19 protein-coding genes and 1 tRNA gene are annotated in these 25,748 nt (G+C 44.7%); 9 read left to right on the top strand and 11 right to left on the bottom strand.

Annotated elements, in window-relative coordinates:
- Positions 1 to 77, top strand: a tRNA-Arg gene (locus IEV16_RS00530).
- A 328-nt stretch (positions 78 to 405) separates the two neighbouring features.
- On the opposite strand, the gene nhaD is transcribed toward IEV16_RS00530, so the two are convergent.
- Positions 406 to 1,803: a sodium:proton antiporter NhaD gene (gene nhaD / locus IEV16_RS00525; RefSeq protein ID WP_188363710.1), complete on the bottom strand. Its 1,398-nt coding sequence runs from the start codon at positions 1,801 to 1,803 to the stop codon at positions 406 to 408.
- Positions 1,804 to 2,584: 781 nt separating this feature from the next.
- The gene (locus tag IEV16_RS13510; RefSeq protein WP_188363709.1) at positions 2,585 to 4,585 is read right to left on the bottom strand and encodes a S8 family peptidase; all 2,001 of its coding nucleotides are present in this window, start codon (positions 4,583 to 4,585) and stop codon (positions 2,585 to 2,587) included.
- Between the two features lie 258 nt (positions 4,586 to 4,843).
- Between IEV16_RS13510 and IEV16_RS00515 the strand changes: the two genes are divergently transcribed.
- Genes IEV16_RS00515 through IEV16_RS00505 form a run of 3 tightly spaced genes read left to right on the top strand, consistent with a single transcriptional unit; the run spans position 4,844 to position 6,519 of the window.
- Positions 4,844 to 5,383 (top strand): hypothetical protein, encoded by a 540-nt coding sequence (locus IEV16_RS00515; RefSeq protein WP_188363708.1) that lies wholly within the window; start codon positions 4,844 to 4,846, stop codon positions 5,381 to 5,383.
- A 9-nt stretch (positions 5,384 to 5,392) separates the two neighbouring features.
- Complete coding sequence (locus IEV16_RS00510; RefSeq protein ID WP_188363707.1) at positions 5,393 to 5,953, top strand: hypothetical protein; 561 nt, start codon at positions 5,393 to 5,395, stop codon at positions 5,951 to 5,953.
- 14 nt (positions 5,954 to 5,967) lie between these two features.
- Positions 5,968 to 6,519: a hypothetical protein gene (locus IEV16_RS00505; RefSeq protein WP_188363706.1), complete on the top strand. Its 552-nt coding sequence runs from the start codon at positions 5,968 to 5,970 to the stop codon at positions 6,517 to 6,519.
- A gap of 208 nt (positions 6,520 to 6,727) precedes the next feature.
- Here the strand turns inward: IEV16_RS00505 and IEV16_RS00500 are convergent, their stop codons facing one another.
- The gene (locus tag IEV16_RS00500; RefSeq protein ID WP_188363705.1) at positions 6,728 to 8,071 is read right to left on the bottom strand and encodes an MATE family efflux transporter; all 1,344 of its coding nucleotides are present in this window, start codon (positions 8,069 to 8,071) and stop codon (positions 6,728 to 6,730) included.
- A gap of 109 nt (positions 8,072 to 8,180) precedes the next feature.
- Here IEV16_RS00500 and IEV16_RS00495 point away from each other — a divergent pair, with 109 nt between their 5' ends.
- Positions 8,181 to 8,330 (top strand): DUF2256 domain-containing protein, encoded by a 150-nt coding sequence (locus IEV16_RS00495; RefSeq protein WP_188363704.1) that lies wholly within the window; start codon positions 8,181 to 8,183, stop codon positions 8,328 to 8,330.
- Here IEV16_RS00495 and IEV16_RS00490 read toward each other — a convergent pair.
- The 5 genes from IEV16_RS00490 to IEV16_RS00470 form a co-directional block, all read right to left on the bottom strand.
- A complete protein-coding gene (locus IEV16_RS00490) occupies positions 8,303 to 9,616 on the bottom strand; it encodes a DASH family cryptochrome (protein ID WP_188363703.1) in 1,314 nt (437 codons plus the stop codon). The two genes, IEV16_RS00495 and IEV16_RS00490, sit on opposite strands and share 28 nt — an antisense overlap.
- A 135-nt stretch (positions 9,617 to 9,751) precedes the next feature.
- Positions 9,752 to 11,905, bottom strand: coding sequence for an endonuclease (locus IEV16_RS00485; protein ID WP_188363702.1), 2,154 nt, complete (start codon positions 11,903 to 11,905; stop codon positions 9,752 to 9,754).
- Positions 11,906 to 12,050: 145 nt separating this feature from the next.
- Positions 12,051 to 12,539, bottom strand: a complete 489-nt coding sequence (locus IEV16_RS00480; protein ID WP_188363701.1) for an Hsp20 family protein — start codon at positions 12,537 to 12,539, stop codon at positions 12,051 to 12,053.
- 124 nt (positions 12,540 to 12,663) lie between these two features.
- The gene (gene ubiA / locus IEV16_RS00475; RefSeq protein ID WP_188363998.1) at positions 12,664 to 13,542 is read right to left on the bottom strand and encodes a 4-hydroxybenzoate octaprenyltransferase; all 879 of its coding nucleotides are present in this window, start codon (positions 13,540 to 13,542) and stop codon (positions 12,664 to 12,666) included.
- Positions 13,543 to 13,932: 390 nt separating this feature from the next.
- Positions 13,933 to 14,349: a DUF4124 domain-containing protein gene (locus IEV16_RS00470; protein WP_188363700.1), complete on the bottom strand. Its 417-nt coding sequence runs from the start codon at positions 14,347 to 14,349 to the stop codon at positions 13,933 to 13,935.
- A gap of 241 nt (positions 14,350 to 14,590) precedes the next feature.
- Here IEV16_RS00470 and IEV16_RS00465 point away from each other — a divergent pair, with 241 nt between their 5' ends.
- The 3 genes from IEV16_RS00465 to IEV16_RS00455 all read left to right on the top strand — a co-directional run bounded on the left by IEV16_RS00465 (position 14,591) and on the right by IEV16_RS00455 (position 17,449).
- Positions 14,591 to 16,339 carry a hypothetical protein gene (locus tag IEV16_RS00465; protein WP_188363699.1) on the top strand — a complete coding sequence of 583 codons (1,749 nt, stop codon included), beginning with the start codon at positions 14,591 to 14,593 and terminating at the stop codon, positions 16,337 to 16,339.
- 156 nt (positions 16,340 to 16,495) lie between these two features.
- Positions 16,496 to 16,771, top strand: coding sequence for a hypothetical protein (locus tag IEV16_RS00460; RefSeq protein ID WP_188363698.1), 276 nt, complete (start codon positions 16,496 to 16,498; stop codon positions 16,769 to 16,771).
- 63 nt (positions 16,772 to 16,834) lie between these two features.
- Positions 16,835 to 17,449, top strand: a complete 615-nt coding sequence (locus tag IEV16_RS00455) for an START domain-containing protein (RefSeq protein ID WP_188363697.1) — start codon at positions 16,835 to 16,837, stop codon at positions 17,447 to 17,449.
- Between the two features lie 117 nt (positions 17,450 to 17,566).
- On the opposite strand, the gene IEV16_RS00450 is transcribed toward IEV16_RS00455, so the two are convergent.
- The 3 genes from IEV16_RS00450 to IEV16_RS00440 form a co-directional block, all read right to left on the bottom strand.
- Entirely contained in the window at positions 17,567 to 19,057 is a 1,491-nt protein-coding gene (locus tag IEV16_RS00450; RefSeq protein ID WP_188363696.1) for a SprB repeat-containing protein, read from the bottom strand.
- A gap of 114 nt (positions 19,058 to 19,171) precedes the next feature.
- Positions 19,172 to 21,157, bottom strand: a complete 1,986-nt coding sequence (locus IEV16_RS00445) for a tetratricopeptide repeat protein (RefSeq protein ID WP_188363695.1) — start codon at positions 21,155 to 21,157, stop codon at positions 19,172 to 19,174.
- Between the two features lie 13 nt (positions 21,158 to 21,170).
- Positions 21,171 to 22,424 carry an NRAMP family divalent metal transporter gene (locus tag IEV16_RS00440; RefSeq protein WP_188363694.1) on the bottom strand — a complete coding sequence of 418 codons (1,254 nt, stop codon included), beginning with the start codon at positions 22,422 to 22,424 and terminating at the stop codon, positions 21,171 to 21,173.
- 547 nt (positions 22,425 to 22,971) lie between these two features.
- On the opposite strand from IEV16_RS00440, the gene IEV16_RS00435 reads away from it, so the two are divergent.
- A complete protein-coding gene (locus tag IEV16_RS00435; protein WP_188363693.1) occupies positions 22,972 to 25,743 on the top strand; it encodes an InlB B-repeat-containing protein in 2,772 nt (923 codons plus the stop codon).
- Positions 25,744 to 25,748: the final 5 nt, after the last annotated feature.

Raw genomic sequence — 25,748 nt, 5'->3', positions numbered from 1 at the left:
GCGCTCGTAGCTCAGTCGGATAGAGCAATTGCCTCCTAAGCGATAGGTCACAGGTTCGAATCCTGTCGAGCGCACCATTTAATGTAAATTTGATGGTTGTTGACGATTGTAATTTGAGACCTCTGCATAAGTCGTGAATTAAGTAAAAATGTCTGAAATCCTGAATTTCTGCGTCAGAATAATTCATCCGGAATGAATTATCACGGTAGCCCCGAAGGGGTGAAGCGCAGGGAAGCGCTGAATAAAACTGAGCAATAGCTTTACGGCCTTGTCTTTTTTTATTCTTAGACTTCTTGCCTTCGGCAAACCGCCTAAGAAACAAAAAGGGCCTATTACTTGCGTTTCCTTCCTTGAACTTCAGAATTTCAATCATTTTTTCAATAACCCAGACTTATGCAGAGGTCTCTATCCATTAATTAAAAAATGCACATAAATACCGGCAACATAACCCAGGGCAATCACCGGTGTCCATTTTAAATGACTGAAAAAAGTGTAATGACCTCGGGCCTGACCCATTAAAGCGACACCGGCGGCTGAACCGATGGACAACAGACTACCGCCAACCCCGGCGGTGAGTGTCACCAACAACCATTGGAACTCCGACATCTCAGGGTTCATGGTGAGTACCGCAAACATCACCGGAATATTGTCAATAATGGCAGAAATCACACCAACGGCTGTGTTGGCGATGGTGGGCCCGAAGTTGCCGTAAAAGAAATCTGATACAAACACCAAATAACCTAAAAAGCCCAAGGCACCCACGCACATAATCACGCCATAAAAGAAAAACAACGTGTCCCATTCAGAACGGGCAATCATATCAAAGACATTAAATTCTTCCTTTTGTTGTGCTTTGTCTTTGACCACATCGCTGTAATACAGGTATTTTTTACGGACTTTTTTGGTCACAAAGTAAGCGTATATTTTTAAATAACCCAGGCCGAACATCATGCCGTAAACAGGCGGTAGTCCCAAGAAACTGTGAAAGCTTACCGCCGTTACAATGGTGGCCAGAAACAAAAACACCATACCAATGCCACCGGTTCTGATGGATGTGATGGATTCTGTTTCTGCCCCGGGCTTATCTTTAGATATTGAAAAACTCATGATAATGGCCGGTACCAAAAAGTTAACCAGCGATGGCAGGAACAGTTTAAAAAAGTCCTGAAAGGGAATGAGACCGCTTTGCCATACCATCAAGGTGGTGATGTCGCCAAAAGGACTGAATGCACCACCGGCATTGGCCGCCACCACAATATTAATACAGCTTAAAGCGATAAACTGCGGGTGATCTTTGCCCACCGCCAAAATAACCGCACACATAATTAAAGAAGTGGTTAAGTTATCGGCCACCGGTGACAACATAAAAGCGAGTGAACCGGTGAGCCAGAACAGCTGCCGGTAACTGAACCCTTTGGACGTCAGCCAATCACGCAGTGCTTTAAACACACCGCGTTCGGCAATGGCATTGATATAGGTCATTGCCACCAGCAGGAAAAAGAATAGTTCAGCGTATTCCAGAAAGTCATGATGAATCGCTTGTTCCACCCAATCATCGTGACCCGCCTGTAATTGTGACCAGGCAATAATAATCCAGATAATACCCGCCGCCAGCAAAACCGGTTTGGATTTGCTCAAATGAATCTTTTCTTCCAGAATAACAAAGGTGTAAGCAATCCCAAAAATTGCCAGTACCAGATAACCCACCCAATGTTGGGTTAAATTAAGGATATGGGGGTCTTTTTGAGCGTAACTGACGACAGGCAGCAATAAAATTAAAATGCCCACAATCATTTTTATCATATGATGGCTTTGGGTTAAGAAGCCCGGTGAGTTTAATGCAGTTTCATATCTTTCATCGCGTTGGTCTTTAAAGTATGTGCCCATAGTGGTTTAAATGGCCAAAACGCCATTTTACTGCGACAGTATCAATATAAAAAGTATTAATATTTATTGTAAAACCACGCTGTCTTTAGACCACTTACAGTGGCTTGTATTATGGTAAAACCGGCATTCAAGACAGATTGGTTGATAAGCTGGTTTTGCTTTCTAAGCGCAAAATTATCAGAAAATAATCAAGAATAATCAGAGAATTGAGTTATTTAGGCCTTTTATCAGGAATACACAACGGTGTGGGCACATTTGGGTTCGCAGATAGAAGCCACCACGAATCGTGGGTTTTCAGGGCATGAACATTTTATTCGGCACATCCCTGAGCCTCACCACTTCGGGGCTACGTGGAAAAACATTCCTGATGTTTTTTTGTCAGAATATTCTTTGGGCTGATTAACTGTTCCGACAGCTGAAAAATTCATCTGGAATGAAGTTTTATACAAGCCCTTATGAAAGAGGGTGGGTATCAAGGATGATACGCATAATATCCCGCCGATTTAAAGCCTTTAAATTTACGCATTACGGCACAATGCAAGCGTTTCTTTTTGCAGTGCAAAAACCGGACGCACTTTAATCAACCTTAAGCATAAATCTTAAATGAGTGTCATTCGGTATTAATTAACCTTTATAAACAGTCATAAAAAAGGGAGGCCGATGGCCTCCCTTTAGTCTGACATCAATGAACGATTATTTAGTCGTTAAATTGAATGCTCCATGAATCAATGTAACCACCATCCTGATTGGCATGGTCAGTCACTTCGAGGCGCCATTGGCCTTGTGATTCGAGGGTGCCGCCGTTGAGATTTACATTCAGGAGTAAATTATCACCGCTGTCCGATGGGTTGTTTCTGGCGTGAACGGTACCGCTGGCACCGGTTGGTGTGAATATCTTCACAGACAAGTCACCACGGTAGGTGTGCTTAATGTCTGCTTTGACGGTGATGCTGCCAATACCACCGGAGCGGCTCACGTTAATGTAAGAGTTAACCACGCTGGGGGCACCGGATGAAATGGTGACATTGGAGGTGTTCTGGAAGAAGTTGCTACCACCGCCACCGCCGGCTGTATAGCTTCCCACCAGACTGACATTTGAATATGAACTGTAACCTCTTAACATCACATGATAAGTGCCGGCCTGAACATTGCTGATGTTACAGGTTTCGTTGTTACCCGAGCGGTATGGGCGACAATCATAGGATGATGTGGTGGGTTTGCTACCAAATTTAACATACATGTCAGCGTCTCCGGAACCACCACTCATGACAAAGCTTAAGTTAGAAGCGCCGGCGGGTACTTGTAAGGTGAAAAAGGTTTGTGAACCTGAGGCGCCGGATAAACCGGTTTTTGCGACACCGTTGGATAAGGTGCCATCAATCGGTCCGGGTCCGGGGCCGCCACCGGTGTCACTGAAATTATTTAACAGTAAATTCGGCGAACCGGATCGTGCGTCGGTGACTTTATTGGGTATGGCCGCGTTTTCAATCGCTGACTCAACCTGTGAAGGTGTTGCATTGGGGAATTCGTCCAAATACAGGGCAGCCACACCCGCCACATGCGGTGAGGCCATGGAGGTGCCACTGATGGTGTTGGTGGCTGAATTGCTGGTTGACCAAGTGGATGTAATGGAAGAACCCGGTGCATAAATATCTAAACATGAGCCATAATTCGAGAATGAAGATCGGGAATCAGAACTTGTGGTTGAACCAACGGTTATGGCACTGGCGGCTCTGGCCGGCGAGTAAGAACAGGCGTTACTGTTGTCATTACCGGCGGCGACCACCATGGTGATGCCTTGAGAAACGGCTGAATTGACTGCGTTGTCCAAAGCAGAGCTGGCGCCACCGCCTAAGCTCATGTTGGCCACGGCGGGTTTAATGTGGTTGGCCGCCACCCAGTCAACACCACCGATGACACCAGAGTTGGAACCCGAGCCGTCACAGCCAAGCACCCTGACGGCATAAATAGTGGCATCTTTGGCGACACCGTAGGTGGTGGAGCCAATGGTTCCGGCGACATGGGTGCCGTGACCCTGGCAATCATTGGTGCCATTGCCATCGTTAATGGCGGTGTAACCGGATCGTCCCCGGTTACCAAATTGATTGTGGGTAATTCTGACGCCGGTATCAATGACGTAGGCATTCACACCGCTACCGTCGTAGTCGTAATTGTAAGAATTATCCAAAGGTAAGTTGGCCTGATCAATACGATCCAAGCCCCAGGTGGCGTTGTTTTGCGTGGCGCCAATACTGACAATCTGATCGGCTTCAATATAATCAACCCGAGGGTCTTTTAACAGCGCTTCAACATGGTTGATGGATTCGGATTGAACCACAAATCCATGGATGGCCGAGGAGTAGGTTTGTTTCAGAGAGCCTCTGGCCTGGGTGGCCAGCGACACACCCATGTCCTGAACCACGGCGGCACGGGCTTGGGCTAATGTAAAGTTTCTGTCAACCCGGCGAGCGGCAGATTCAGTTACCACATCATTTTTCAGAACCACGATGTATTGATTGGGAATACGCTTGCTTGAATGAATGCCCTGAATCTGTGAAACGGCTGAATGAGCGTTGTCACTGACTTGAGCCACACCGGTCTGACAAACGGCGGCCAGGGTAATGGCGGCCAAAGACTGTTTGATTGCGTTGCTTAACATTATTTTTGGTGAACACGCACCAAAATCTAATTTTTTCATATTAGAAATTTCTCCTCTCTATTTAACATTTGGACTGATGAATCAATCCGGCTATCCACCTTTGTGTGTTTTTATCATTATTGGTGGTGACTAAAATGGTGGTCACTTCCATTGAAGCCGCTATTATTTATTCTCAGAAACAAGATTAATTATGTGATGAAGTTAACAAATTTACAACCATTATCGCAGGTGTTAAAAAATTTGTCCTGTCGCCACCGTTAATGTCGTTAACTTAGATACTCAATAGGAGAAAATAACATGAAAATTAAACATACGCGATTGTGTATGCTGGGATTGACGGTGATTGCCGGGTGGTTCGCCTCTGTTAATGCCGGTGAAAAATCTTTTGATAACGGCCGGTATTATTTAAGGGTGGGGGCTTTGGGCGCTTCTCCCGAGTTGTCCAGTTATCAACACAGTCTGGATCCGGCGACACGTTGTGTTTATCACAGTGGTTCAGAGGCGACGGCTTCTTATGTGGTGAACCTGCATATGCCGGATGGTCATAAAATCATCGGGCTTAATTATGATTTTTACGACAGTGATGCAGCTGGTTACACCGCCGCAAAAATCATTCGTTCCGATGGTACCATCGCCGGTAGCAGCTATGTTGTCGCTGTGCTGTCACAGGGGTCGTATTTTGGATACAGCAGTGAGTATGAAGAATTGCTGACGCCTCACATCATCGATAACAGTCGCTATCAGTATGTGATGCAGTTTTATCGCATCAATCCGACGGCGCAGGATGATGACTTACAAATGTGTCAGGCCCGCGTTGTTTTGGAACCGGGTCCATAGGAGAAATAAATGAATACTATCATTAAACAAGCAGTTCGACTCATTGTCATGATTTTAATCAGCTTGCAACTAAGTGCTGAAGAAAAAGCCATGATTGATGAAAACAGGCCTTTTGGCGGTACTTCAATACGCTATATCAGTTCATCTGCTGCCGGCATGTATCCGACGGATCCCGGTTATACTTATCAAGGTAATTATTTATCGGGCTGCCGATACAGCAACAGCGGATTACTTGAATTGGTGGAAAATATTGATATTCCGGACGGTTCGCGGATTATTTCTGTCACTGCGATGGGTGAAGACATGAGCAGCGGCTGGTTCGGATACACCCTACAAGTGGATGGCCAGGATATTGCTAACCAGGCCTCATCGGGTACTTTAGCCTACAATTTAATGACCATTGGGGAATACATCGATTTTCATATGCCCTATTTTAGTTACCAGCAACAAAAAGTCACCATGACCCTGAGCCAATTAGGTTCAAGTATCAAAATATGCGGTTATCGCATTGGTTATCTGCCGCCGGATGTGGCTGATGATGTGATTTTTGTTAATAACTTTTACCGCTAAAGCAGGAGATGACAATGCATACCATTCAATTAAAATTAATCTCTTCACTCATCTGGATAATGGCCATGACTGTTCATGCACAAAGCCCAGATGGCACAAAAACATATGGTGATCCGCTGGACGGTCGCTATTTATTAACCTACACGCCCGAAGGCGTGGTGCCGAGTCACAGTCAGACCGCTTTCCAAAAAGGTACGGGCAATTGTTATTACCGGTCTTTGTCTGTCCCGGGTTCACTGGTCATCCCTTTACAGCTACCCGATGATCACCGTATTCAGGGGATTCGTTATGAGTACATTGATCAGGTTGTTAACAGCAGTGAATATGTCGAGATGAGTCTGTACACCTTTGATCATTTTGGTTTGTTTGTGAATGAAGTCACTGTGCAGTCATCCGGCTATCTGGGCCTTGATTCTCAGTTTGTCGCAATAACACCGGCCATTGAGGTTAATAATGCATTATATTCTTATGCCATTGAGCTCACTGACAGTGGTAATTTTCCGGTGAACACGGATTTACAGCATTGTTCTGTGTCGTTGTCTATGAGCTCGGTGCCCGCGCCTTGAGTCCGGTTTAAAAAATCACCCGGAATAAGTCAGGTTATGACCGGGTGTTATTTTGATGAGAGACATTAACTATATAATGATGATGTTGATTTCATTAAACCTGTGCCCATCAGACAGGAAACTTTATAAAGGTTTGGCTGCTATAGAATCTGAAAAAAATAGTAGACAATCCCCTGATTTATGCGTAAAGAAGTGGTTGTAGCAGATATTATAAGCCCCTATGGCGGGATAAATGTTTTAATCGCCCTTGGGTGTAAACAAGTGCCATCACGGCACTGAACAGTACAATGCTGACAATCGCCCAGAAAATACTGTGTAAACCCTGGTTCATAACCTTGATCAGTAAATAAAAAACCATGGTGGGAACAATAATTTGTCGAAGCAGGCCGATGATCAGAGGAAAAATCGGTTGTTTGATGGCCTGTAAAGAGGCGTTAGAACAAAACAGCACGGTGTAGCCGATAAAAGCAAAGGCATCCACCCGTAGATAATAAACACCCACAGCAATGATTTCCGGATCATCGGTGAACTGATCCATCATGAGCGGTGATAAAAATAACATAACCGGAATGGCAAACAGCGAAACCAGTAAGGCCAGTTTTAATGATTTGTGATAAATTTCAATAACCCGTTCATAATGCCCGGCACCAAAATTCTGACCCACCAGCGCCATCACCGAAGCATTCAGACCCAGGGCCGGTAACAGCAAGAGTTGTTCTAAACGAATACCAACGGAATAACCGGCCACAGGGTTATCGCCAAACTGTGAAATAAAATAAATGGTTATGTAACCCCCGATGATAATGGTGAGCATATTCATACTGGCAGGCATGATTTGGGCCAGTAATTGTTTCCAGCGATTAAAATCATAACTTGGTTTCGTCAGGTCTTCGGTTTCTGCCTTAAGTTCTTTCCACAGATAAGCCGCGGAACCGAGTTTAATCAATACCGTGGACCAGGCTAAACCCGCCACACCAAAATCGAACACATAAATAAACAGCGGATTAAGCAACCAATTTGCAAAAAATCCCGCAATCAGTACATTTCGGTATGCAGTGGTGTTGCCGTGAGCAATCAGTGCCCCGGCAAAGGCACTGGTGAGATTAAAAAAAACATTACCAAAGAGTATGACCGAGGTGTAATCCCAAGCTTTGTCGATGATGCTTTTATCCCCGCTTAAAAAATGTAGCAAGTCCTGAGCGAATATCCATCCGAGCCCCAAAATCAGCAACGACAAAAACCAGGTGATCCCATGGGAGCAATTAATCCAGTCGCGGACTTTTTCAGGTTGTCGGGTACCCAGGTCAGCCGCCACCATGGCGGAGGTACCGCTTTGTAAACCCATGCCGAGGGCCAAAAATGCGGCAAACACAATACTGGCAATGGAAAGCCCGGAAAGGGCCTCATCGGAAATTTGTCCGGCAAACCAGTTATCCGTTAAATTGTACAGGGTGTTAAACAACATGCCCAGGGCGGCAGGAATGCCGATGCGTATCATATGTTTATAAATGGCACCCCGGGTTAAATCACGGTTTTCAGATATGGGTCTCATGGCGGTTATATAAAAGGTTGTGAGGCGTGTAACGTATTTTTGTCAAACAGGCTGCCGGGAGGCATATTCTGCTATACAATGATGAATTGGTAAGAAAAACACAACAATCATGCACAAAAAAACCCATCTGCCAGAAAAAACCTGCCCGGTCTGCGGTCTCAGATTTAGCTGGCGAAAAAAATGGCGCAACTGCTGGGATGGGGTGGTTTATTGCAGTGAGCGCTGTCGCCGTCATAAATCTGTCCGGGATAGAATGTGATGCCAGCTTATCGGGGGTGGTGCTTGCTTTTTGTGTGACCAATCATCGATAAAGACGTGGTCAGGATCATGGATCTTTTGTTGTTTTTCAACATTAAAGTGTCGGCCGCCCCGTGGATCGGCACCAACACCGGCGATATACTGCCAGTTGCCCCAGTTTGAGGCAACATCATAATCGATTAAATGGCGCTCAAAATAGGCGGCACCGGACTGCCACGGCTGGCGTAAATCGTGGATTAAGTAGCTGGCGGCAATTTGTCGTCCGCGGTTACTCATATAGCCTGAGTGGTTCAGTTGTTGCATGCAGGCATTGACCAGGCGTGATTGAGTTTCACCACGACACCATTTGTTGAAGATAGATTTATCCATAGTGGGCGAGGTCCGAGTTGTATTTGTACTGTGAAATAAACGAACACCTTGTTTGCGTGCATTGTAGTAAAAAAAATCTCGCCACAACAGTTCAAAATAAATCCAATAGGTGGACTCATTGCTTCCTTGAGCAATCTCATAACGGCGTAATTGATCCATGATTTGATTGGGTGACACACAGCCAAGCGCCAGCCACGGTGAGAATTTGGTTGAATTTTTCCAGCCGTACAGACGGTTGCGCACCTGTTTATAGTTACCGGGCAGTTGAGTTGAAAAGTAGTGATTTAAATGTGCCTGAGCGGCCACTTCTCCTCCCTTAAAGAGTGTTTTTAAGCGCTTGTTGGTTAAGCTAAAAAGTCGGGCGTTGTCCTGAAGCTTCACAGTGATGGGCTTCGGCCAACATGTTGGGGTTGCCAGTGGCTGTGCGAAAGACTGGCTTTCAATCTGCCGTCTGAATGGTGTGAAATGAGACGGTAAATCATTGCTTTTAAATGGTAAATCAGCAGGCTTAAACAGGGGTAAAGTGGATTGTGTGTGCATGGTTATACCGGGCGTTAGTTTTTGAATCAGTTGGTGTTCCTGCTGTTCATCGTAGCCGGCTGTTTCTCCAAAGTAGAGGGTGTCAATACGATATTTAGGAATGAGTTTCTGCAATACCTGGTGGACAGAATCTGATTGAATCAACAGTTGATGTCCATAGGCGGCAAGCTGTCGCCTGAGATCCTCTAACGATTCGATTAAAAACTGCCAGCGCAGAGAGCCCATTGCACTGTTTTTGAGCCAGGCTGAAGTGAACAGGCGTTTTGGCAGGCAGTATAAAAACGCAATGGCTTCACTGCGTGTGCAGGCATGGTGCAGCAAAGCATGATCACTGATTCTTAAATTGCGATCAAAAATAAACAGGCTGTTTTGTGACACCCAAAGGACTCAATTAAAGTTTCCTTACTATAGCTTTAATCAGATGAAAAGGGCATGAAAAAGGGCGCCTGCATAAGCGCCCTGAGTGGTATTTCACAAATAGCCATGCCCCTAATTCATGGCTGGAGGCAGGATTTATTCAAAACCATTTTTAAAGATTAAATCATCTGCCACAGTGGTACATTGACCGCCGTTGATAAAGATACATTCAACCCATTCGGGGTGGTCAATAAATGGATTGCGGTTACCTTGGTAGGAATAGACCCGCTCGTTGCGTTCCAGTTCATAACTGTCCACCGGATCCTGGTTGTGCCACTGAATCAGGGTGGACAGTAGACCCATATAGGGATCGCCGGTTTGAATTAACCCCGCGTTATCTGTGAGTTGCAAATCCACTTCGCCACTGACATCACCTGCATAACGCACATCCATATAGAACATGGCACGGGCGATATCGCCTTTGCGGAAATCCCAGACTTCATAGGAATTACTGTCGTATTTATTGTTGATGCCCGGACCACCCTGGCCATGATTGGCGGTGGTGACGTCATTGGTACAACCACTGTCGCAGTTATCAAAATATAGATTGCCACGATTGCCGTTATAACCCACATCTGACATCATCAGGTGATGGGCATCTGTTCGGGCGGTGTTGTCTGATCCCAATGCACCGGAACTAAAGCCGTAAGACTGCGGCCAGGTGTGTTCGCGATTATAGGGCTGTTGTCCACCACCATTATAGGTGTATGAATTATTTTTATAAATCATCCACACTTTACTCGGATCAGTCGGGTCTTCATCGGCGAAAGATAAGACTTCCCATGTGTCATCAATTCCGTCATTGGAATATGGAAAACTGGTGTGGTCGTCGATAATTTCATGCAATGAATTACGCAATGTCGTGGCATTGGTATCATCTGCGGTGGCGTAATAATCACCGATTGGGCAAAGGTTGTTTAATAACCCCGGTGTTGGATCGACTGCCTGATAGGTACTGCTGTTTAATGAACCGCCGGACGCATTGGGACAACGCGCCATACTTTGATTGGTCGCATCGGCGTTTTCGTTTTCGTTGATTTGAGGTTCACCGTTATTTATGAGTGCCAATAAACCGGCATCATCAGCCTGGCCGGAATCATAAACCAGGGCATCCATAATATCGGTTGATGTTATGCCATCGCCAATTGTAAATTGACTGGCATCGGCATAATAAATGGCCACGGCATCAGGGCCGTCTTGTAAGCTGCCTGCAGGCAGGACAATATCCGGGGATAAACCGGCATCGCCAATTAACAAATAGCCATCGGCGGATAGCTGATAACCGGATAAGTCATAGACATCATAAATTTGATCTGTAGCACCATCGTACATCACTAAAGTAATGCCGCTGGTGCTCACATTGGCGGGACCGGTTAATTCAATAAATTCAGCTGAACCCACCGCATCGACTTCATTGATGATAATTTGTGGTGCCGGTGGATTGCCTGCGGCGGCATTGGGTGTTGGCGTGTCTTCAAAAAAAGTGTTATTGGTGTCCTCAGAGGTCTCATCATGACCGCTGATGCCGTTTCCACCGGTTTTAGTTTCATTGCCTTCGTTCATATCACTGCGTTGCCAGGACATGCCGCTGGCATGAGAACTGGCGCTGACCACCGCTTGACTGGTTATGTCGGTATCATCTAAATAACTTGTTGGCGTACCATCGGCATCGGGTCCGTCAATCGAAATGCCGGTTTTACTGACCGCTTCGTTTTTATCACCCCACAGAACATAGTCTAAATCTTGCATCAGGTCACTTTGACCATCCCAATGCAATAGAACCACCACTTCGCCACCACCGGATAAGCCACTACTTAAGCCATCGATAGAACCGATTCGCGCCTCTAACATATCAGGTACTGCATTGGTATTCGCAATCTCATAAGTGGGGTCAACGCCGTATAAATTATTAAAATCAACCGCACCATTCAGTGCTATTGTTTGATAAGCACCGGGCGCAATACTGGCACCGGCCGGAAAACGTGCATAAAAATCCGCAAAACCGCCGCCACCGCCGCCACCGGATACCAACTGGTAATAATATGTCCCACCACCACCGGGATAAGTGGCATCGGTGAGGTAAACATCGGTTAAATCAATAACATTGCCACCTTTGTTATGAATCTCGATAAATTCACCTTCTGTGGGTGTAATGGCGATTTCAGAGATTAATAAATCAGATAAATTGGCGTGGGCTGCTAAAGCCCACAAACTGAGTAAAACAGTCAATATGCGTGTATGTTTTTTCATTGCTCTTCTTTATAAGTAGGGAGCAAGTATTTTATGTCAAAATATATTTCATTTTGGTGAATATATCACAAAAATAAAATACCTAACGCACAAAAAAGCCCGGATCACGACCCGGGCTTTTAGTTTTACTTAAACCTAAATTCGTTTAGGCGATTTGTTTTTTATCGTCTTTCACCGCTTCAGGTTTTTGCTCAATGGTTTGACGTCCACGGCCATTACTGATTTCTATGGTACGTGGTTTCATCGCTTCAGGAATTTCACGTTCAAGCTCGATGTGCAGTAAGCCGTTATCCATGCTGGCGCCTTTCACGCGCACATGGTCAGCCAACTGGAAGCGACGCTCAAACGCCCGTGTGGCGATACCACGATGGATGAAGTTTTTATTCTTCTCATCTTCTTCAGTCTCAATCTTACCGCTGACAGTCAGGGTGTTTTGTTCTGAAGTAATGTCTAAATCCTGCTCGCTAAAACCGGCCAGCGCCAATGTAATGCGATAGTTATTTTCATCCAGGTGCTCAATGTTGTATGGCGGATAACTTGGGGTCTGGTCAATGCGATTAGCCTGATCCAAAAGTTGCGCCATACGGTCAAAACCGATTGAAGTACGGAATAAAGGGGTTAAATCAAAATTCATAGCATATTCTCCTAATAAGCAATACGTTATTTATAATAGTGACTTGCCTGTTGGCCAAGTCGGTTAAATGGTTCGATGCCGACCTCGGCCACCGAACTCATAAGCTATGTAGGTTTGATTTGGTTTATTTCAAGAGGAAATCAGCAAAAATTCCGGCAAATAAGGTCATACCAACCCAATTATTATGCAAAAAGGCCTTAAAGCAGCGTTCTTCATTACGTCCGGCGATTAATAATTGTTGATAAGCGAATAACCAGACGATAATAATTACCCCCAGATAGTACAGTCCGCCCATGTCGGTTTGTTGGCCAAACAGGTAAAAGGCGAACACCGTGAATAATTGAATGATGCCGATAATTACCCGGTCTAAATCACCGAACAGAATGGCGGTGGATTTAATGCCGATTTTTAAGTCATCTTTGCGATCGACCATGGCATAAATGGTGTCATAGGCGATGGTCCACAGGATATTCGCGACGAATAATAACCAGGCTGCTTTTGGCACCGTCCCGGTCATTTGCGCATAGACCATGGGAATGGGGAAAGAAAACGCAACGCCCAAATAAGCCTGCGGTAAATAGGTATAACGTTTCATCAGCGGATAGGTCATGGCGATTACGGCCGCTGCCAGCGCCAGATAAAAAGTCAGTAAATTAAGGAATAACAGCAGTGAAGCGGAAAGGGCGAGTAGAACAAAGAACAGTATCCAGGCCTGCTTCACCGAGACTTCGCTAATGGCCAAAGGCCGCTGTCGGGTGCGACTGACATGACCGTCGTACTTACGATCAGCAATGTCGTTTATGACACAGCCTGCTGAGCGCATTAAAAACACACCCAGGGTAAAAATCAACCACAAAGAAAATGGCGGCATACCTTCAGCGGCACTCCATAAAGCCCACCAGGCCGGCCACAGTAACAACAGGGTGCCAATCGGCCGGTCCGCGCGCATTAAGCGCAGGTAAGGCAAGGCCTGCGGCCAGTGTTTCTCAATCAGTTTAAGCATGGCGTTATTGTAAACCAATGCCTCAATGAGTTCATAAGATTTTGTTCTCTCCACCGTCTTCCTCGGGCACCGACCCGAGGATCTTAAGTAAATCAACCAAGCCAAACAATAACCACAAAGGTCACAGTGGTTTTCACAGAGGGCACGAAGCCGTTTATTTGTTTTTCAAGATTCGCACTCAAAGACGCTGGTTACCGATCTGCGTCGGTATGGCGGTGCGTTGCTTCGCATTGGCACCTTAGGAGTGCTGCTGAGCTGCACGACCCGCCGAGCCGGTTAGGCCAGGTAAATGAAGTCACGCGGTTTTGCGTAGCAAGGACGACTCCAGGGATGGAGGTGTACTGCGTGAGCTGGGAGCGGAAAAGCGTAAGTCCCAAGAACACACCTTATTTAACGGCAGTACTTTCTCACAGCTTGTTGGGCGCTTTTAATGATGCTTGCGCGTTTGGTGTCATCTAAATAGATTTTTTCACCGGTTTCTCGGTCAATGCGGCTCATGCGGACTTGTTGTTGGTATCTGTTGACGATGTGTTTGGCATCTAAGCAACGTTCCCGGTTTTCTTGCGCCAGTTTTTTGGCTTTCTGCTTTTTCTCACGGCGTTGTTCTAAATAGCTTTTTTCTTCAGGCTCATCAGATGTTTCAGATTCAGCATGTGCTCGTATCGGTTCTACCGGGACGTCGGGTTGTTTTGTGCTGATGTCTAATTCCTCTGTTTGGTTATTTTCAGGTTTTTCGGTGGAATAATGAATACTGCCGTTCTCATCAGTCCATTTATAGTATTTTTGCTTGGCGGTTGCCGTATTCATAAGAAGCATCGTTATGATGAGTAATGAAAATTTCATCTTTAAGTCTCAATATAAGTGAAAAAGAAAAGGTTTTTATATGAAAAACACGCTGAATAGTAAGAATTTTAAATTTATTTTATTTTTTATGTCATGAATTTTCCACTCAATACGAATTAATTATAGAGCCATACAACGCGTTGGACTTAATACAGCTATTAATTGTATGGGCGCGATGTGTTTTTTCGTTTAAAAGGAGTATTTTATGCGTGTTTTAATCATATTTTTATTGTTACTTGTAAATACGGTTGTACATTCACAATCAGTCACAGTGACAGTGGGTTCTGATGGTGCCTGTGATTATTCGACAATAACAGCAGCCAGTTTTAATGCGCCGATTGCTGATGAATTGGTTATCAGAGTGGCCAAAAACCACACAATGTCATCGATACAGATTTTGGATGACCGCTCCACCTCAATTTATGGCGGGTACGATAATTGTTCTGACACCTCATTGGATGGCAGAACAGTGATAGATGGCAGTGGCTTTACCGGACCTATATTTGTGCTATCAGAAGCCATTGGTGTCGGTAGTGCCGGCAGAACAAATTTATACTTATGGAATTTGGAAATTAGTGGTGGCAATTCAAACACCGGCGGAGGGGGAATTTCGTTAACCGGAAGCTGGTATGTGAGTTTATGGAATGTATATATGCACGATAATATTAGTAATCAGGATGGCGGTGCCATTTACGCCAAAGCGTCAACCAATGCATCAGCCATTGGTCCAAATATTAATATCAGAGGGAATTCAATTTTATCCAATAATTCGGCTGATAATGGTGGTGCCATTGCCTGTGATGGTCTTGGCAATGACGCGCTCACGGGTGTGTTTGTATGGGATACACAATTGGCTTTTAATCAGGCCAGTCAAAATGGTGGCGCTGTTTTTGTCACCAATGGGTGTCAGTTTTCACTGTACGAAGGTGGTTTGTTTCAAGGTGTTCTGCTAAATGATGCGGCTTCATTTGGTGGCGGTATCTATGGTTCAAATAATGCTTTGGTTAGGATCCAAAGTAACAATTTTGATAAAGAGGCCGCAATGGTGGTATCAAACACAGCCAGCAATGGTGGTGGGATTGGTGTGAGTAGCGGCTCTCTGTTATTGCTTCAGGACGCTGTGATTAGCAACAATACTGCGACATCGACCGGTGGCGGCATTCGTGCCAATAATGCGCATGTGATGATTCATCGGGTCAAGCCCGGTGCTCAGTGTCATTCAGAAGTGCGTTGTTCGCAAATCAGCGGCAATTCAGCCACCGGAACCAGTGCCAGTTTTTCAGGCGGCGGTGCCATCGCCACCTTTGGCGGCACCCTGGAAATCACCGGAACTTATATCGAAAATAACAGCGCTAATTACGGCAGTGCCATCCGTGCTCGTTTTATGCCGATGGATGGATTTAATACACCGATGACCCTCGTGGGTAATATCTTTTCGGGTAACTCAGATGCCCCCCAGGTGGTTTATCTTGATGAGACTTCGGCAGATATCGCTTTTTCGACTTTTGTGGATAATGAGGACATGGCACGGGTGATTGAATTGGCCTATCCGACAACGTCAACTGACCCTCATGTAGTCAATATTTCAGGATCTATTTTTGATCAGGCCGGTAGTACGGTTGAATCGGCAGAACTCACAACATTCGGTGTCTTACCTAATGGCGATTGCAACCGCAATGAAGTGAACTCGACAGGAGATTTAATTGGTGAGCCGCGTTCAACCACAACAGCGGTGACTTTTGTGAACCGGGCCGGGGGTGATTACCGGCTTGTTGATAACACAGCCATGGTGGATTATTGTGACGGTAGCTTTTTAGGCCTGGATTCAAACTTTTCTGCCAATGGTCTGCCGAGACCTGTTGAAAGCAGCAAAACCAATGTTTACGGCAGCTATGATTTAGGTGGGCTTGAGCGGTATGATTCTGACTTGATATTTAAAAATGGCTTTGATTGATGTTTAGAATACCAGGGAAAGTGGCTTAGGTGCTTACCCTGGCTGGCTTGATTCTCTGTTTTTGATCCTTCTATACAGATTGTTTGTGATGGTGATTCTCATTGGCCTCAATAATCAGGTATACTGAATAATTCATCACTTGATTTAAAAAAAACAATGAAAAAGAACGCAGACCGATCTCCGAAAATTAAAGCCCTGAATACCCTCTGTGCCAGTGTATTACTGGGTTCTTTAATTTATATACTGGTGTCTGGTGTACATATGGCTGCTTTGGCTATGGTGGTTACCTCTGCTGTAGGACTTGCGACACCGGTGGTGTTAAGTGGTGAAGGTTTTATGGACATCATAACCGGTCTTTTTGAGGCTGTGTTTGAAGGGATTGCCGTGATTTTCGAAGGTATTGCTGAAATTATCTCCGGTTTTTTCAGTTAATTCATTTTTAAAGTGATGCCGCGTTATAGACACGTATCACTGCTGTTAATCTGCTTCATTGCTGTGGCAGATGCGATCACTGTATGGTCATTGATTGAAGATAAAGCGGGTGTCCAGGTTTTTTCCCGTGAGGAACCGGGGCAGGATTTAAAACGGTTTAAAGCCCAAACCCGAGTTGATGACCCGGCGGATACTATTTTAGCGGCCTTACAGGACACTAAAGCCTGCCCTGAATGGGTGCATAACTGTGTTTCAAATAAGATGGTCGAGATGATCGATGTAAAAACCCGGATTTATCACACCACCGTTAACGCGCCTTTGTGGTTTAAACACCGCGATTTTTATCAACAAGCCCATGTGGTCTATGAACCCAAAGAACGGGTATTCACCATTTCATTTCAGTCGCGACCGGATTACGCACCAGAAAGTAATCAGGCAGTGCGCATTCATGATGTCGAAATGACATGGACTTTAAAAGCGGTCGGTCAGAGAGAAACCGAGGTGACTTATGAAGTTTATATTGATCCCAGATTGCCTTTTAAATCAATTAATCACGCCATGATTAAAAGGTCCATGTATAAAACGTTGCAAGGTCTTGCGGAAATTGTTCAAAGTCCAAAGTATAAAGGCACAACTTATACAGAAGCGGAGTTGGAGATGCTGTCTGAAGTTGAATAGTCATTAATTTGGGTTGATAAGTATGGTATCCGGTTAGTTAATGGTACGATTATGACTTGGATACAAAAAAGCCACAATCGGTTAAGGGTTGTGGCTTTTTTCATTTAAGAAAACGTTTTAGTGACTAAAACGTCTTCTTAGAGTTAATAAAACAATCATTATGGAAAGAAAGATCAGCGACCATGTGGCGTTAGATGGAACAGCCGTGGGCGGTAATGAACCTGTTACACCCACCACTGCAGCAGCAGGAGAAGCAGTGGCGCCATTATCATCAGTAACAGTCACTGTGTAAGAACCGGCGGTTAATCCGTTGATGGTTGCGGTTGTTCCGCCGTTACTCCAAAGGTAGCTGTAGGGTGGCACACCACCACTGGCAGAAACTGTGGCTGATCCGTCCGCGGCACCCGGGACACTCTCGTCAACCACATTGGTGATGGTTGCTGTTAATGGTGTTGGTTCGGTGATGGTGACCGAAGTCGCGTCAGTGCCGCCATTGTTATCGGTCACAGTGACTGAATAGACACCGGCAATGAGGTTGGTTGCGGTGGCTGTGGTTTGTCCGTCACTCCAGGCATAAGTATAAGGTGGCACACCGCCGGAGCCGGAAGCAGTGGCCTGGCCGTCATTGCCGCCATTAACAGAGACATTGTTATCAACCACTGCGGTTGCGACCACGGCAGTGGGTTCGGTGATGGTGACCGAAGCCGCGTCATTGCCGCCGTTGTTATCGGTCACAGTGACTGAATAGACACCGGCAATCAGGTTGGTTGCGGTGGCTGTGGTTTGTCCGTCACTCCAGGCATAAGTATAAGGTGGCACACCACCTGAGCCGGAAGCAGTGGCCTGGCCGTCATTACCGCCGTTGATTGAGACATTATTATCGACCACCGCAGTGGCTACTACAGGTGTGGCTGTTGGGTTGCTGGAAATATTAATGTCATCGACACCAATAAATTCATCAGAACCTGAGGCATTGGTGGTCATAACACGCAGTTGAACTACAGCCTGATTGTTGGCCGCTACCGGTAAGGTCACATCAATTGGAAATGTGGCCGTAGAAAGATTCGGACCGGTGGACGCGTCTGCCACATAACCACCGGGTAAATTGGTCCAAGTACCGGAAGAGCCCACACGGTAGTGCAGACCCACCTGCTGAACTGAATCGTTGTTTGATCCATCAACGTCACGCAATAAATATTGAACGCGAATATCTTGTCGTCCAGTGGTGTTTAAATATATTTGTAAATACGGCGCATCTGCCGTGCCCGATCCTTGAAAAGCGACCACCGGGTTGGCCAGGGTGTCAAATTCAGCAACACCACCTGAATTTAAGGTGTCTGGATTGGTTTCATTGGCAAATACGTCGAAGGTGCCGGGATCATCGGCGGTTAATACCGTTTGTGGATCAACATTATTACCGCTGACTAAGCCACCACCCTGAAAGCCTTCGATACTTGGAACTCCCGACCAATCATCGTTGCTGGTAATCAAACTGGGATTAGACCAATCTTGTAAGAATGGGCCGGATGACAAGTCATGAGGCGTGTTATTGGCCGAGGCCATTGAGGCTGTTAATAAAGTAACCGCCAGCAAGTAACTTTTTTTCAAAATAGTATTCCCAAATTTTTATTGTTGGTTAAATTATCAGGGTTTTATTATTGAGTCAATTAAACAGAAGTATAAAGTTGAAAAAAAGATCGGGTTATTGTCAATGCAATTGACTTATTGTGAGCGAGCTGACAATAAATTGTCTATTTTTGACTGATATATATCGGCTTGTTGATTGTTGCCGGTTTCCAAACTGGCAGACTTCATCGCCTGCCATAGGCGCATTAAATTCTCTGAGTCTTGAGGGTCAGTCAGGATTTCTGCTTGTTTGAAATCATTTAAAGCCAGTTTGGGTTGTCCTGATTGACCATAGGCCACACCCCGGAAAAAAAAGTATTGCGCAGATGTGTGTGTATTCAGTATGGCTGTAAACATCTCAATGGCTTGTGAGTAATTGCCTTGTTGACTGAGTGTAATGGCTTGTTGGGTTATTTCCTGAAGTTGTTTTTGGGTTTTTGCGAGTTTACGATGGGCTTGTACACGGGATAGATTATCTCTGGCTGCGGTAAAGTTCGGCTTTAATTTGAGGGCGTGAAGATAGGCGTCAATGGCGTCATTGGTTTGACCAAGATAATGTAATGCGTTGCCTTTTAATAAATACGCTTGTGCATAAGTGGGGTGTATGCGAATGGCTCGATTAAGGTAAATGAGGGCACGTTCAAGTTGTTGTATTGCCTTTTCAGGATTTTTAGTTCTTGTTGATTGAGATTGTGCAATCAGCGCTCCGGCCAGTGCGTTGTTTAATTTGGCGGAATTGCTGGATTTGACGATATCAGCCTCAAACAGGGTTAAATTGTCATGCCAGACGCGCGATCGCTGCAGCGTTTGCCAACTTGCCGCTAGTATAACCAACACAGCAACAGCGCTGACAACAGTCCTAACAGCTTGGTTTGCTTGTGTTTTTTTGCTTAGAACAACATAAGCCCAGGCCATTAATAAACAAATCCCTAAAGAAGGAATGTACAAAAAACGTTCTGCCATCAGTGTGCCGATTGTGAATGGTATATTGGAGAACAGAGCCAGTGAAATGCCATAAACAGTCCAGGCAAAAGCAGGCAGTTGTCGCTTGTATAAACCCCACAATGTGTAAGTCACTAATGCCAAATAAAGAAACAATGGTAATAAAGATTGCCATTGACAAAAACCGGTCACTGGAATCGCATGAGGATAATAGTCATGGGTTAGCTGAATGGGTAAAAAGACTTTATATAAATACAGGCCCAACGAGTGTAGTATGGTTCCATATTTGTCAGAGGTAGATAAAGGTTGCCAGCTGCCTTGATGCCATTGTAAAAACGGATTATTCATCAACTCAGGTAAAGTTTGAATGTCCGATGATGATTGAGTAATCACGCCACGAATCAAAAGATATAGTGCAACGGCCACAATCATGGGTAAAATTTGTTTAAAAGCAGTCCATTGTTTCTTGTTTTGAAAAAACCATAAACTTAATCCTGATAAGGGAACGATTAAGATGGCAGATTCTTTGGCCATGAGAGCCAAAAACATGAAAAAAAATATTGAAATGAAATAGTTTATTGAAGAAGTTGGTGAAGATTTCAATACAAAAAGCCAAGCAATTAATGCCAATAACAGTGACAAAATATCATCCAGACCTTTTATGTTATTCACGACTTCAGTGTGAATGGGGTGCACGGCAAATAATACGGCTGTATAGAAGGCCAATCGTTGATGTTGATTTGGTTTAAATTTTTTATTGCATAATTGAACAGTGATTTTGTAGATTGTTACCACCGTTGCGGCAAATGCCAGCACATTGAGCAAATGAAATACCCAGGGGGATTGGGTAACTGACCAAATAATTGCAAACAGCATTAAGGTCAGAGGCCGATACCGTCCTCCATGAACAAACTGACTGGTATTTTCGCTCTGAAAAAAACCGGCGAAAGTGTCTTGCGTTAAGATGGACCAGAAATCCATCTGCTGTACAAATCGATTTCCGGTTAACACCACAGCATCATCCAAAGCAAATTGATGGCCTAAACTTAATGCGTAGATTAAACAAGTACCAATAAACAGTAAAAAACCATTGCGTTTAATGCGTTGCTCGTTTGTTAATTGCAAAGAAATTAAGGCCATTTACGTAGAATGATTACAAAAATCGCCAGCCTAAAAAGAACAAACTGAACAGGGTTAACATCAACAGACATAGCAGGGTATAGAGTTTAAACCAGCCTCGTGGTTTTTGGTCGTCCGGGACATCAGCACCCGTGATCACTTTATAGTTTAACCAGGCGTATAAAGGCGCACTGACAAAAGACACGGTGGTGACAAAATCAAGCAACGCTTTAATATCAGCGGTAAAAAAACGAATAATCCACCAACTGCCGACAGCCAAAATAATTAAGGTGATGAGATAAGTTTTATTGGCTTTGGCATCTGCTATCGCGTTATTTTGCCGGCTTATAAGTCGCCTGGCTCGCTTCCAAACCCGGGGAAAACCATCGGACACCGCAAAAGTCGTGGAAAACAAGGCCAGAAAAGTCACGATGGCCATTAACAGCCAACTCCAGTCACCCAAAGCCAGGCTGTAAAGACCGACCAGCTGCCCCGCAAAATCCGCCGCTGATTGGGCAAAGCCCTGGCCTTGACCAAACATCAGTAGGGCGCCCAGCCAGAGAAAAATAACAGCCAGAATAAAACTCACACAATAACCGATATTGAAATCAGTTGCGGCATTTTTGGCGGCTTCATGACCCGGCTTATCAATTCGTAATGTGGTCCAAATAGAATGCCAGACGGAAATCTCAATGGACGTTGGCATCCAACCAATCAGAGCCACAATAAAAGCGATGCTGGCAGCAGATGTTAAGGAAATAACAGGTGCTTTACCCGATGGTGTAAATCCCAGTCGATGAACCGCTGCGAACCAGGCAATGACACTTAAGACCGCTAACAAGAACATCATCCATTTAAGTAAAGTGCTCAACGCCCTGTAATGGCCAATGATTAAAACCGCACACACAATTGTCAGAATCAAAGCAGCCCATTGCGATAATGACAAGACATCACCAAATAAATTCATGGCCAAGGCCGCGGTCACAATAGTCACCCCGGATTGAATGAAAAACATGGTGATGAAAGTCAGCAGTAAAAACAAATAAAAGGCCCATTGTCCGATATTTTTATACCCATCCAATAGACTGTTTCCCGTTAAGGCGGCATATTTCGGGCCAAACAGAAAGAACGGGTATTTTGTAACATGAGCCAGCAAGATAAAACCGAGTAAGGCAAAACCAAAATCAGCGCCCGCCCGCGTCGCCTGGACAATATGTGAAACACCAATACTGGTGGCCGCCCAGACAATACCCGGACCTAACAGTGCAAATAGTTTTGAAACCCTCATTTTTATTGTAGATTTAATTTGAGAGACCTTTGCTCGATTCGTGAACAAAGATAAAAAGTTTAAAAATGTGCCACTCTGCGTTGAAAAACTTGCCAATAACGGCGTATTGGACTGCATTTTCCGCCTTGATTGCCACATTTTTAATCCCTTTTCTCAATTGCCCAGAATCGAGCAAAGGTCTCTTTGATTATAAATTAATCGGTCTTGCTTAAATTTGCAAATATTTTGGTTGATAGTGTAGGTGTCCCCGGAAACCATAATAAATGATTGAATTGTCTTAAAATATAGGTTGATGGATAACCTCATCTCAGGGACCAGCCAATGACGCAACCATCATCCAGTCGGTTAATGCATAAAACACGGAAGTATCAACTGACAAAAAATCTTCTGATTGTGAGGTCTTAACAGGGTTATTAAGGAAAAATTCAGAACATTTTCAGACCATTTTCAAGCCCTAAAAGAATCAATTCACTAAACTTCTGAACATACTGTAAGCCCTAAAGAACAATTTTACTAGGGCCTGCACTCAACCAATCAGGAGAGAATTATGCCTTACAAATTTATTATAATGTTGTTTTTGATGATAATCAGCCACAAACAAGTTAACGCTCAAGCCTTACATTGGCTCAGTCAACCCAACGGCCAATTGGGCGCAGAGCTAAATGGTGACGTCTATTCCGCAAAAACCTCTGCCAATGGTCGCTTTATCGCTTTTGTCAGCGCCGCATCTAACATCGTTGCCGGGGATAACAACCAAATAATTGATTTGTTTGTTTATGACAGCTTGAACAACACCACCCGCAGAGCCACAAAAACCGCCACTGGCGAGATTCCGGCAGATTACTTTACAATTTTAGAATTTTCCAAACCAACATCAGATGGACAGTGGGTGGCGTTTACTGCACTTGTGGAGCCTCCGGGTGGTGGACTTTATACAAGACCGATGTACCTTAAAAACTTAAATACCGGAGCTCTGGAGGTTGCCAGTTTTGACAGTGTGGCTGGCGCCTTTAATGTGTCTGGCTCGGTACACCTTGCAGATGATGCCGGTTCGTTAACCTTCACCACTTCAGAAAATTTAGACCCTCTGCACACTGATTCCAGACAAAATTTGTATCGAAAAAACTTAAGCACCAACCAATATACTTTACTCAGTAAATCATTTGATAACACTGCTGGTGTCAATTATTCCATCAATAGTTTTTCAGTTTCAGCCAATAACAGATACATTGCATTCGCGAGTCGAGCCACTAATTTAACCGCCGATACGGTGGTTGGCAACAATGGTTATTTATATGACAATGTCAGTGGCACACTTCAGGTGTTCACAGTAAAACCCAACGGCCAAGTCACAACCGACGTCCAGTCTAGAGGTCCTTCCTCAATTTCAGTCAGTAACCAGGGTCAGGTGGCTCATGTAAGCAGACAAACTGATTTGGTGAGTAATGACAACAACGGTCAAAGTGATTTGTTTTTGTTCAATGGCAGTCAGAACATTCGTCTTAACTTAGATGAGAATGGCCAAGAAATAACCGACCCGAATGTCAATTCAGTGATAATCAGTGCCGATGGTACGCGCGTGATTTTTTCCGATACAAGCGCCCTTTTGCCCGGTGACACCAATGGTATACAGGATGTGTACACGTATGAAGTCGGTAGCGCGCAAATCAGTCGGTTAATCACTACCCCGGTGAATACCAGCTCTATACTAACACCCAATAACCAGTCACAGGATTTATCAGCCAATGGTCAAAAACTGTTGCTGAGATCCAGTGCAGATTTAACCAACAGCCCAAATTACAGTTATCGCGCTACGTTGTTTGAATACGACTTTACCAACCAACAAATCCAACACCTCAATCCGGTTGTTTTCAACCCCAATACAATAACCACCAATGTCCATCAGCCTAAAATAAGCGCTGACCAACAATCGGTTATCTATTCATCCGCAACCCGAAATCTAACCACCCAAGTGGACAATGATTCAAATTTGGATTTGTTCTTATTGGACAGAAACAGTGACCAGCACCTTAAAATTGGTAAAAATTTATCTCAAATACCCTACAGCATATCGCCATCGGGTGAGTTCATCACTTTTACTTCGAACTTTTTTCAGCCCAACGGTACGGTTGATCTGGGTGAACATCATGTGTTTTTATACAACCGCAATAACCAACAATATACCCAAATCGCAACGGGTTCCAATCCCAGCGTCAACGATGCCGGCATGGTGGTATTCAGCAGCAACTACAGCTTAACAGCCAATGACAACAACGACTCTGACGATATATATTTATTTGACCCGAGTAACAACAGCCTGTCATTGGTCAGCACCAACCCAACAGGCATCGCTGGTAACGGTGATTCTTATTATGCACAAATCAGCGGATCAAGCAGTGATCAATGGATTGTTTTTGTTTCACGAGCCAGTGATTTAGTAGCTGCAGATACCAACTCAACTTACGATATATTCATGCGTTCCTGGCCCGGTGGTTCGGTGTTTCGAGTCAGCCAAAGACCTACTTTAGAAGAGGCCAATAGTTTTTCCATTTCACCGGCCATCAGCTACGATGGATCTGTGGTGTCATTTACAACTTTAGCCAGTAACTTAACCAATGACGACTACACCAATAGCGTCGGCCATACGCAGGTATTGGCTTACGATCGTGACACCCAATGGCTCGAATTGGTTTCACAAGACAGTAATGGCGACCCCATCTCATCTTCTGCATCAGATAACAGCACATCGACTTCAGGGCGATACATTGCTTATACCACCGCCTCGGCAGTTCTGGCTGAAGATAACGATAATTATAATGATATCTACTTGTATGATCGCGACCTCAGTACCACTGTGCTGATTTCTAAAAACACCAGTAACCAGCAATCAGACAATGTATTCACCAACGGTGATGTGGTTGAAGACTTATTAAGCACACCACCTTTGCTCGGTTTGGCATTTAACGGTGGTGGCGATTTAACCGGTGTTGATGCCCATCCCAATCACACAGAAGCTTTTCTTTACCAACAAGGCGGCCCCAATGTTGAGCTCAATATAACCGTTACCGGGATGGGGATTGTCAATGGCAGCTTAGGCATCAGCTGTTTCAGTAACTGTTCGTTTCATTATCCCCTGGGAACTGAGTTGAATTTAATCGCCAGTCCTGACTCGGGTTTCTTGTTCGATAAGTGGCAAAGTAGTCGGGGGCAATGCACTGATAACAGCAATCCTTGCCAATTGACCATGAATCGTGACAAAAATATTTACGCCATCTTTATCGATGAAAATGATGTCATTTTTAAAGATGGTTTTGAATAACGGTA

Source organism: Marinicella pacifica (genome assembly GCF_014636635.1).
GTDB classification, from domain to species: Bacteria; Pseudomonadota; Gammaproteobacteria; order Xanthomonadales; family Marinicellaceae; genus Marinicella; species Marinicella pacifica.
Note: the sequence above shows the minus strand (reverse complement) of the source record. Positions and strands in the feature narration are given on the sequence as shown.

Excerpts from the sequence above, each read along its gene's own strand:
- IEV16_RS00465 (WP_188363699.1), top strand. The coding sequence starts at position 14,591 with ATGCGTGTTTTAATCATATTTTTATTGTTACTTGTAAATACGGTTGTA.
- IEV16_RS00495 (WP_188363704.1), top strand. The coding sequence starts at position 8,181 with ATGCACAAAAAAACCCATCTGCCAGAAAAAACCTGCCCGGTCTGCGGT.
- IEV16_RS00510 (WP_188363707.1), top strand. The coding sequence starts at position 5,393 with ATGAATACTATCATTAAACAAGCAGTTCGACTCATTGTCATGATTTTA.
- ubiA (WP_188363998.1), bottom strand. The coding sequence starts at position 13,542 with ATGCTTAAACTGATTGAGAAACACTGGCCGCAGGCCTTGCCTTACCTG.
- IEV16_RS00445 (WP_188363695.1), bottom strand. The coding sequence starts at position 21,157 with ATGGCCTTAATTTCTTTGCAATTAACAAACGAGCAACGCATTAAACGC.
- IEV16_RS00515 (WP_188363708.1), top strand. The coding sequence starts at position 4,844 with ATGAAAATTAAACATACGCGATTGTGTATGCTGGGATTGACGGTGATT.
- IEV16_RS00485 (WP_188363702.1), bottom strand. The coding sequence starts at position 11,905 with ATGAAAAAACATACACGCATATTGACTGTTTTACTCAGTTTGTGGGCT.
- IEV16_RS00500 (WP_188363705.1), bottom strand. The coding sequence starts at position 8,071 with ATGAGACCCATATCTGAAAACCGTGATTTAACCCGGGGTGCCATTTAT.
- IEV16_RS00435 (WP_188363693.1), top strand. The coding sequence starts at position 22,972 with ATGCCTTACAAATTTATTATAATGTTGTTTTTGATGATAATCAGCCAC.
- IEV16_RS13510 (WP_188363709.1), bottom strand. The coding sequence starts at position 4,585 with ATGAAAAAATTAGATTTTGGTGCGTGTTCACCAAAAATAATGTTAAGC.
- IEV16_RS00460 (WP_188363698.1), top strand. The coding sequence starts at position 16,496 with ATGAAAAAGAACGCAGACCGATCTCCGAAAATTAAAGCCCTGAATACC.
- IEV16_RS00480 (WP_188363701.1), bottom strand. The coding sequence starts at position 12,539 with ATGAATTTTGATTTAACCCCTTTATTCCGTACTTCAATCGGTTTTGAC.
- IEV16_RS00505 (WP_188363706.1), top strand. The coding sequence starts at position 5,968 with ATGCATACCATTCAATTAAAATTAATCTCTTCACTCATCTGGATAATG.
- IEV16_RS00470 (WP_188363700.1), bottom strand. The coding sequence starts at position 14,349 with ATGAATACGGCAACCGCCAAGCAAAAATACTATAAATGGACTGATGAG.
- IEV16_RS00440 (WP_188363694.1), bottom strand. The coding sequence starts at position 22,424 with ATGAGGGTTTCAAAACTATTTGCACTGTTAGGTCCGGGTATTGTCTGG.
- nhaD (WP_188363710.1), bottom strand. The coding sequence starts at position 1,803 with ATGATAAAAATGATTGTGGGCATTTTAATTTTATTGCTGCCTGTCGTC.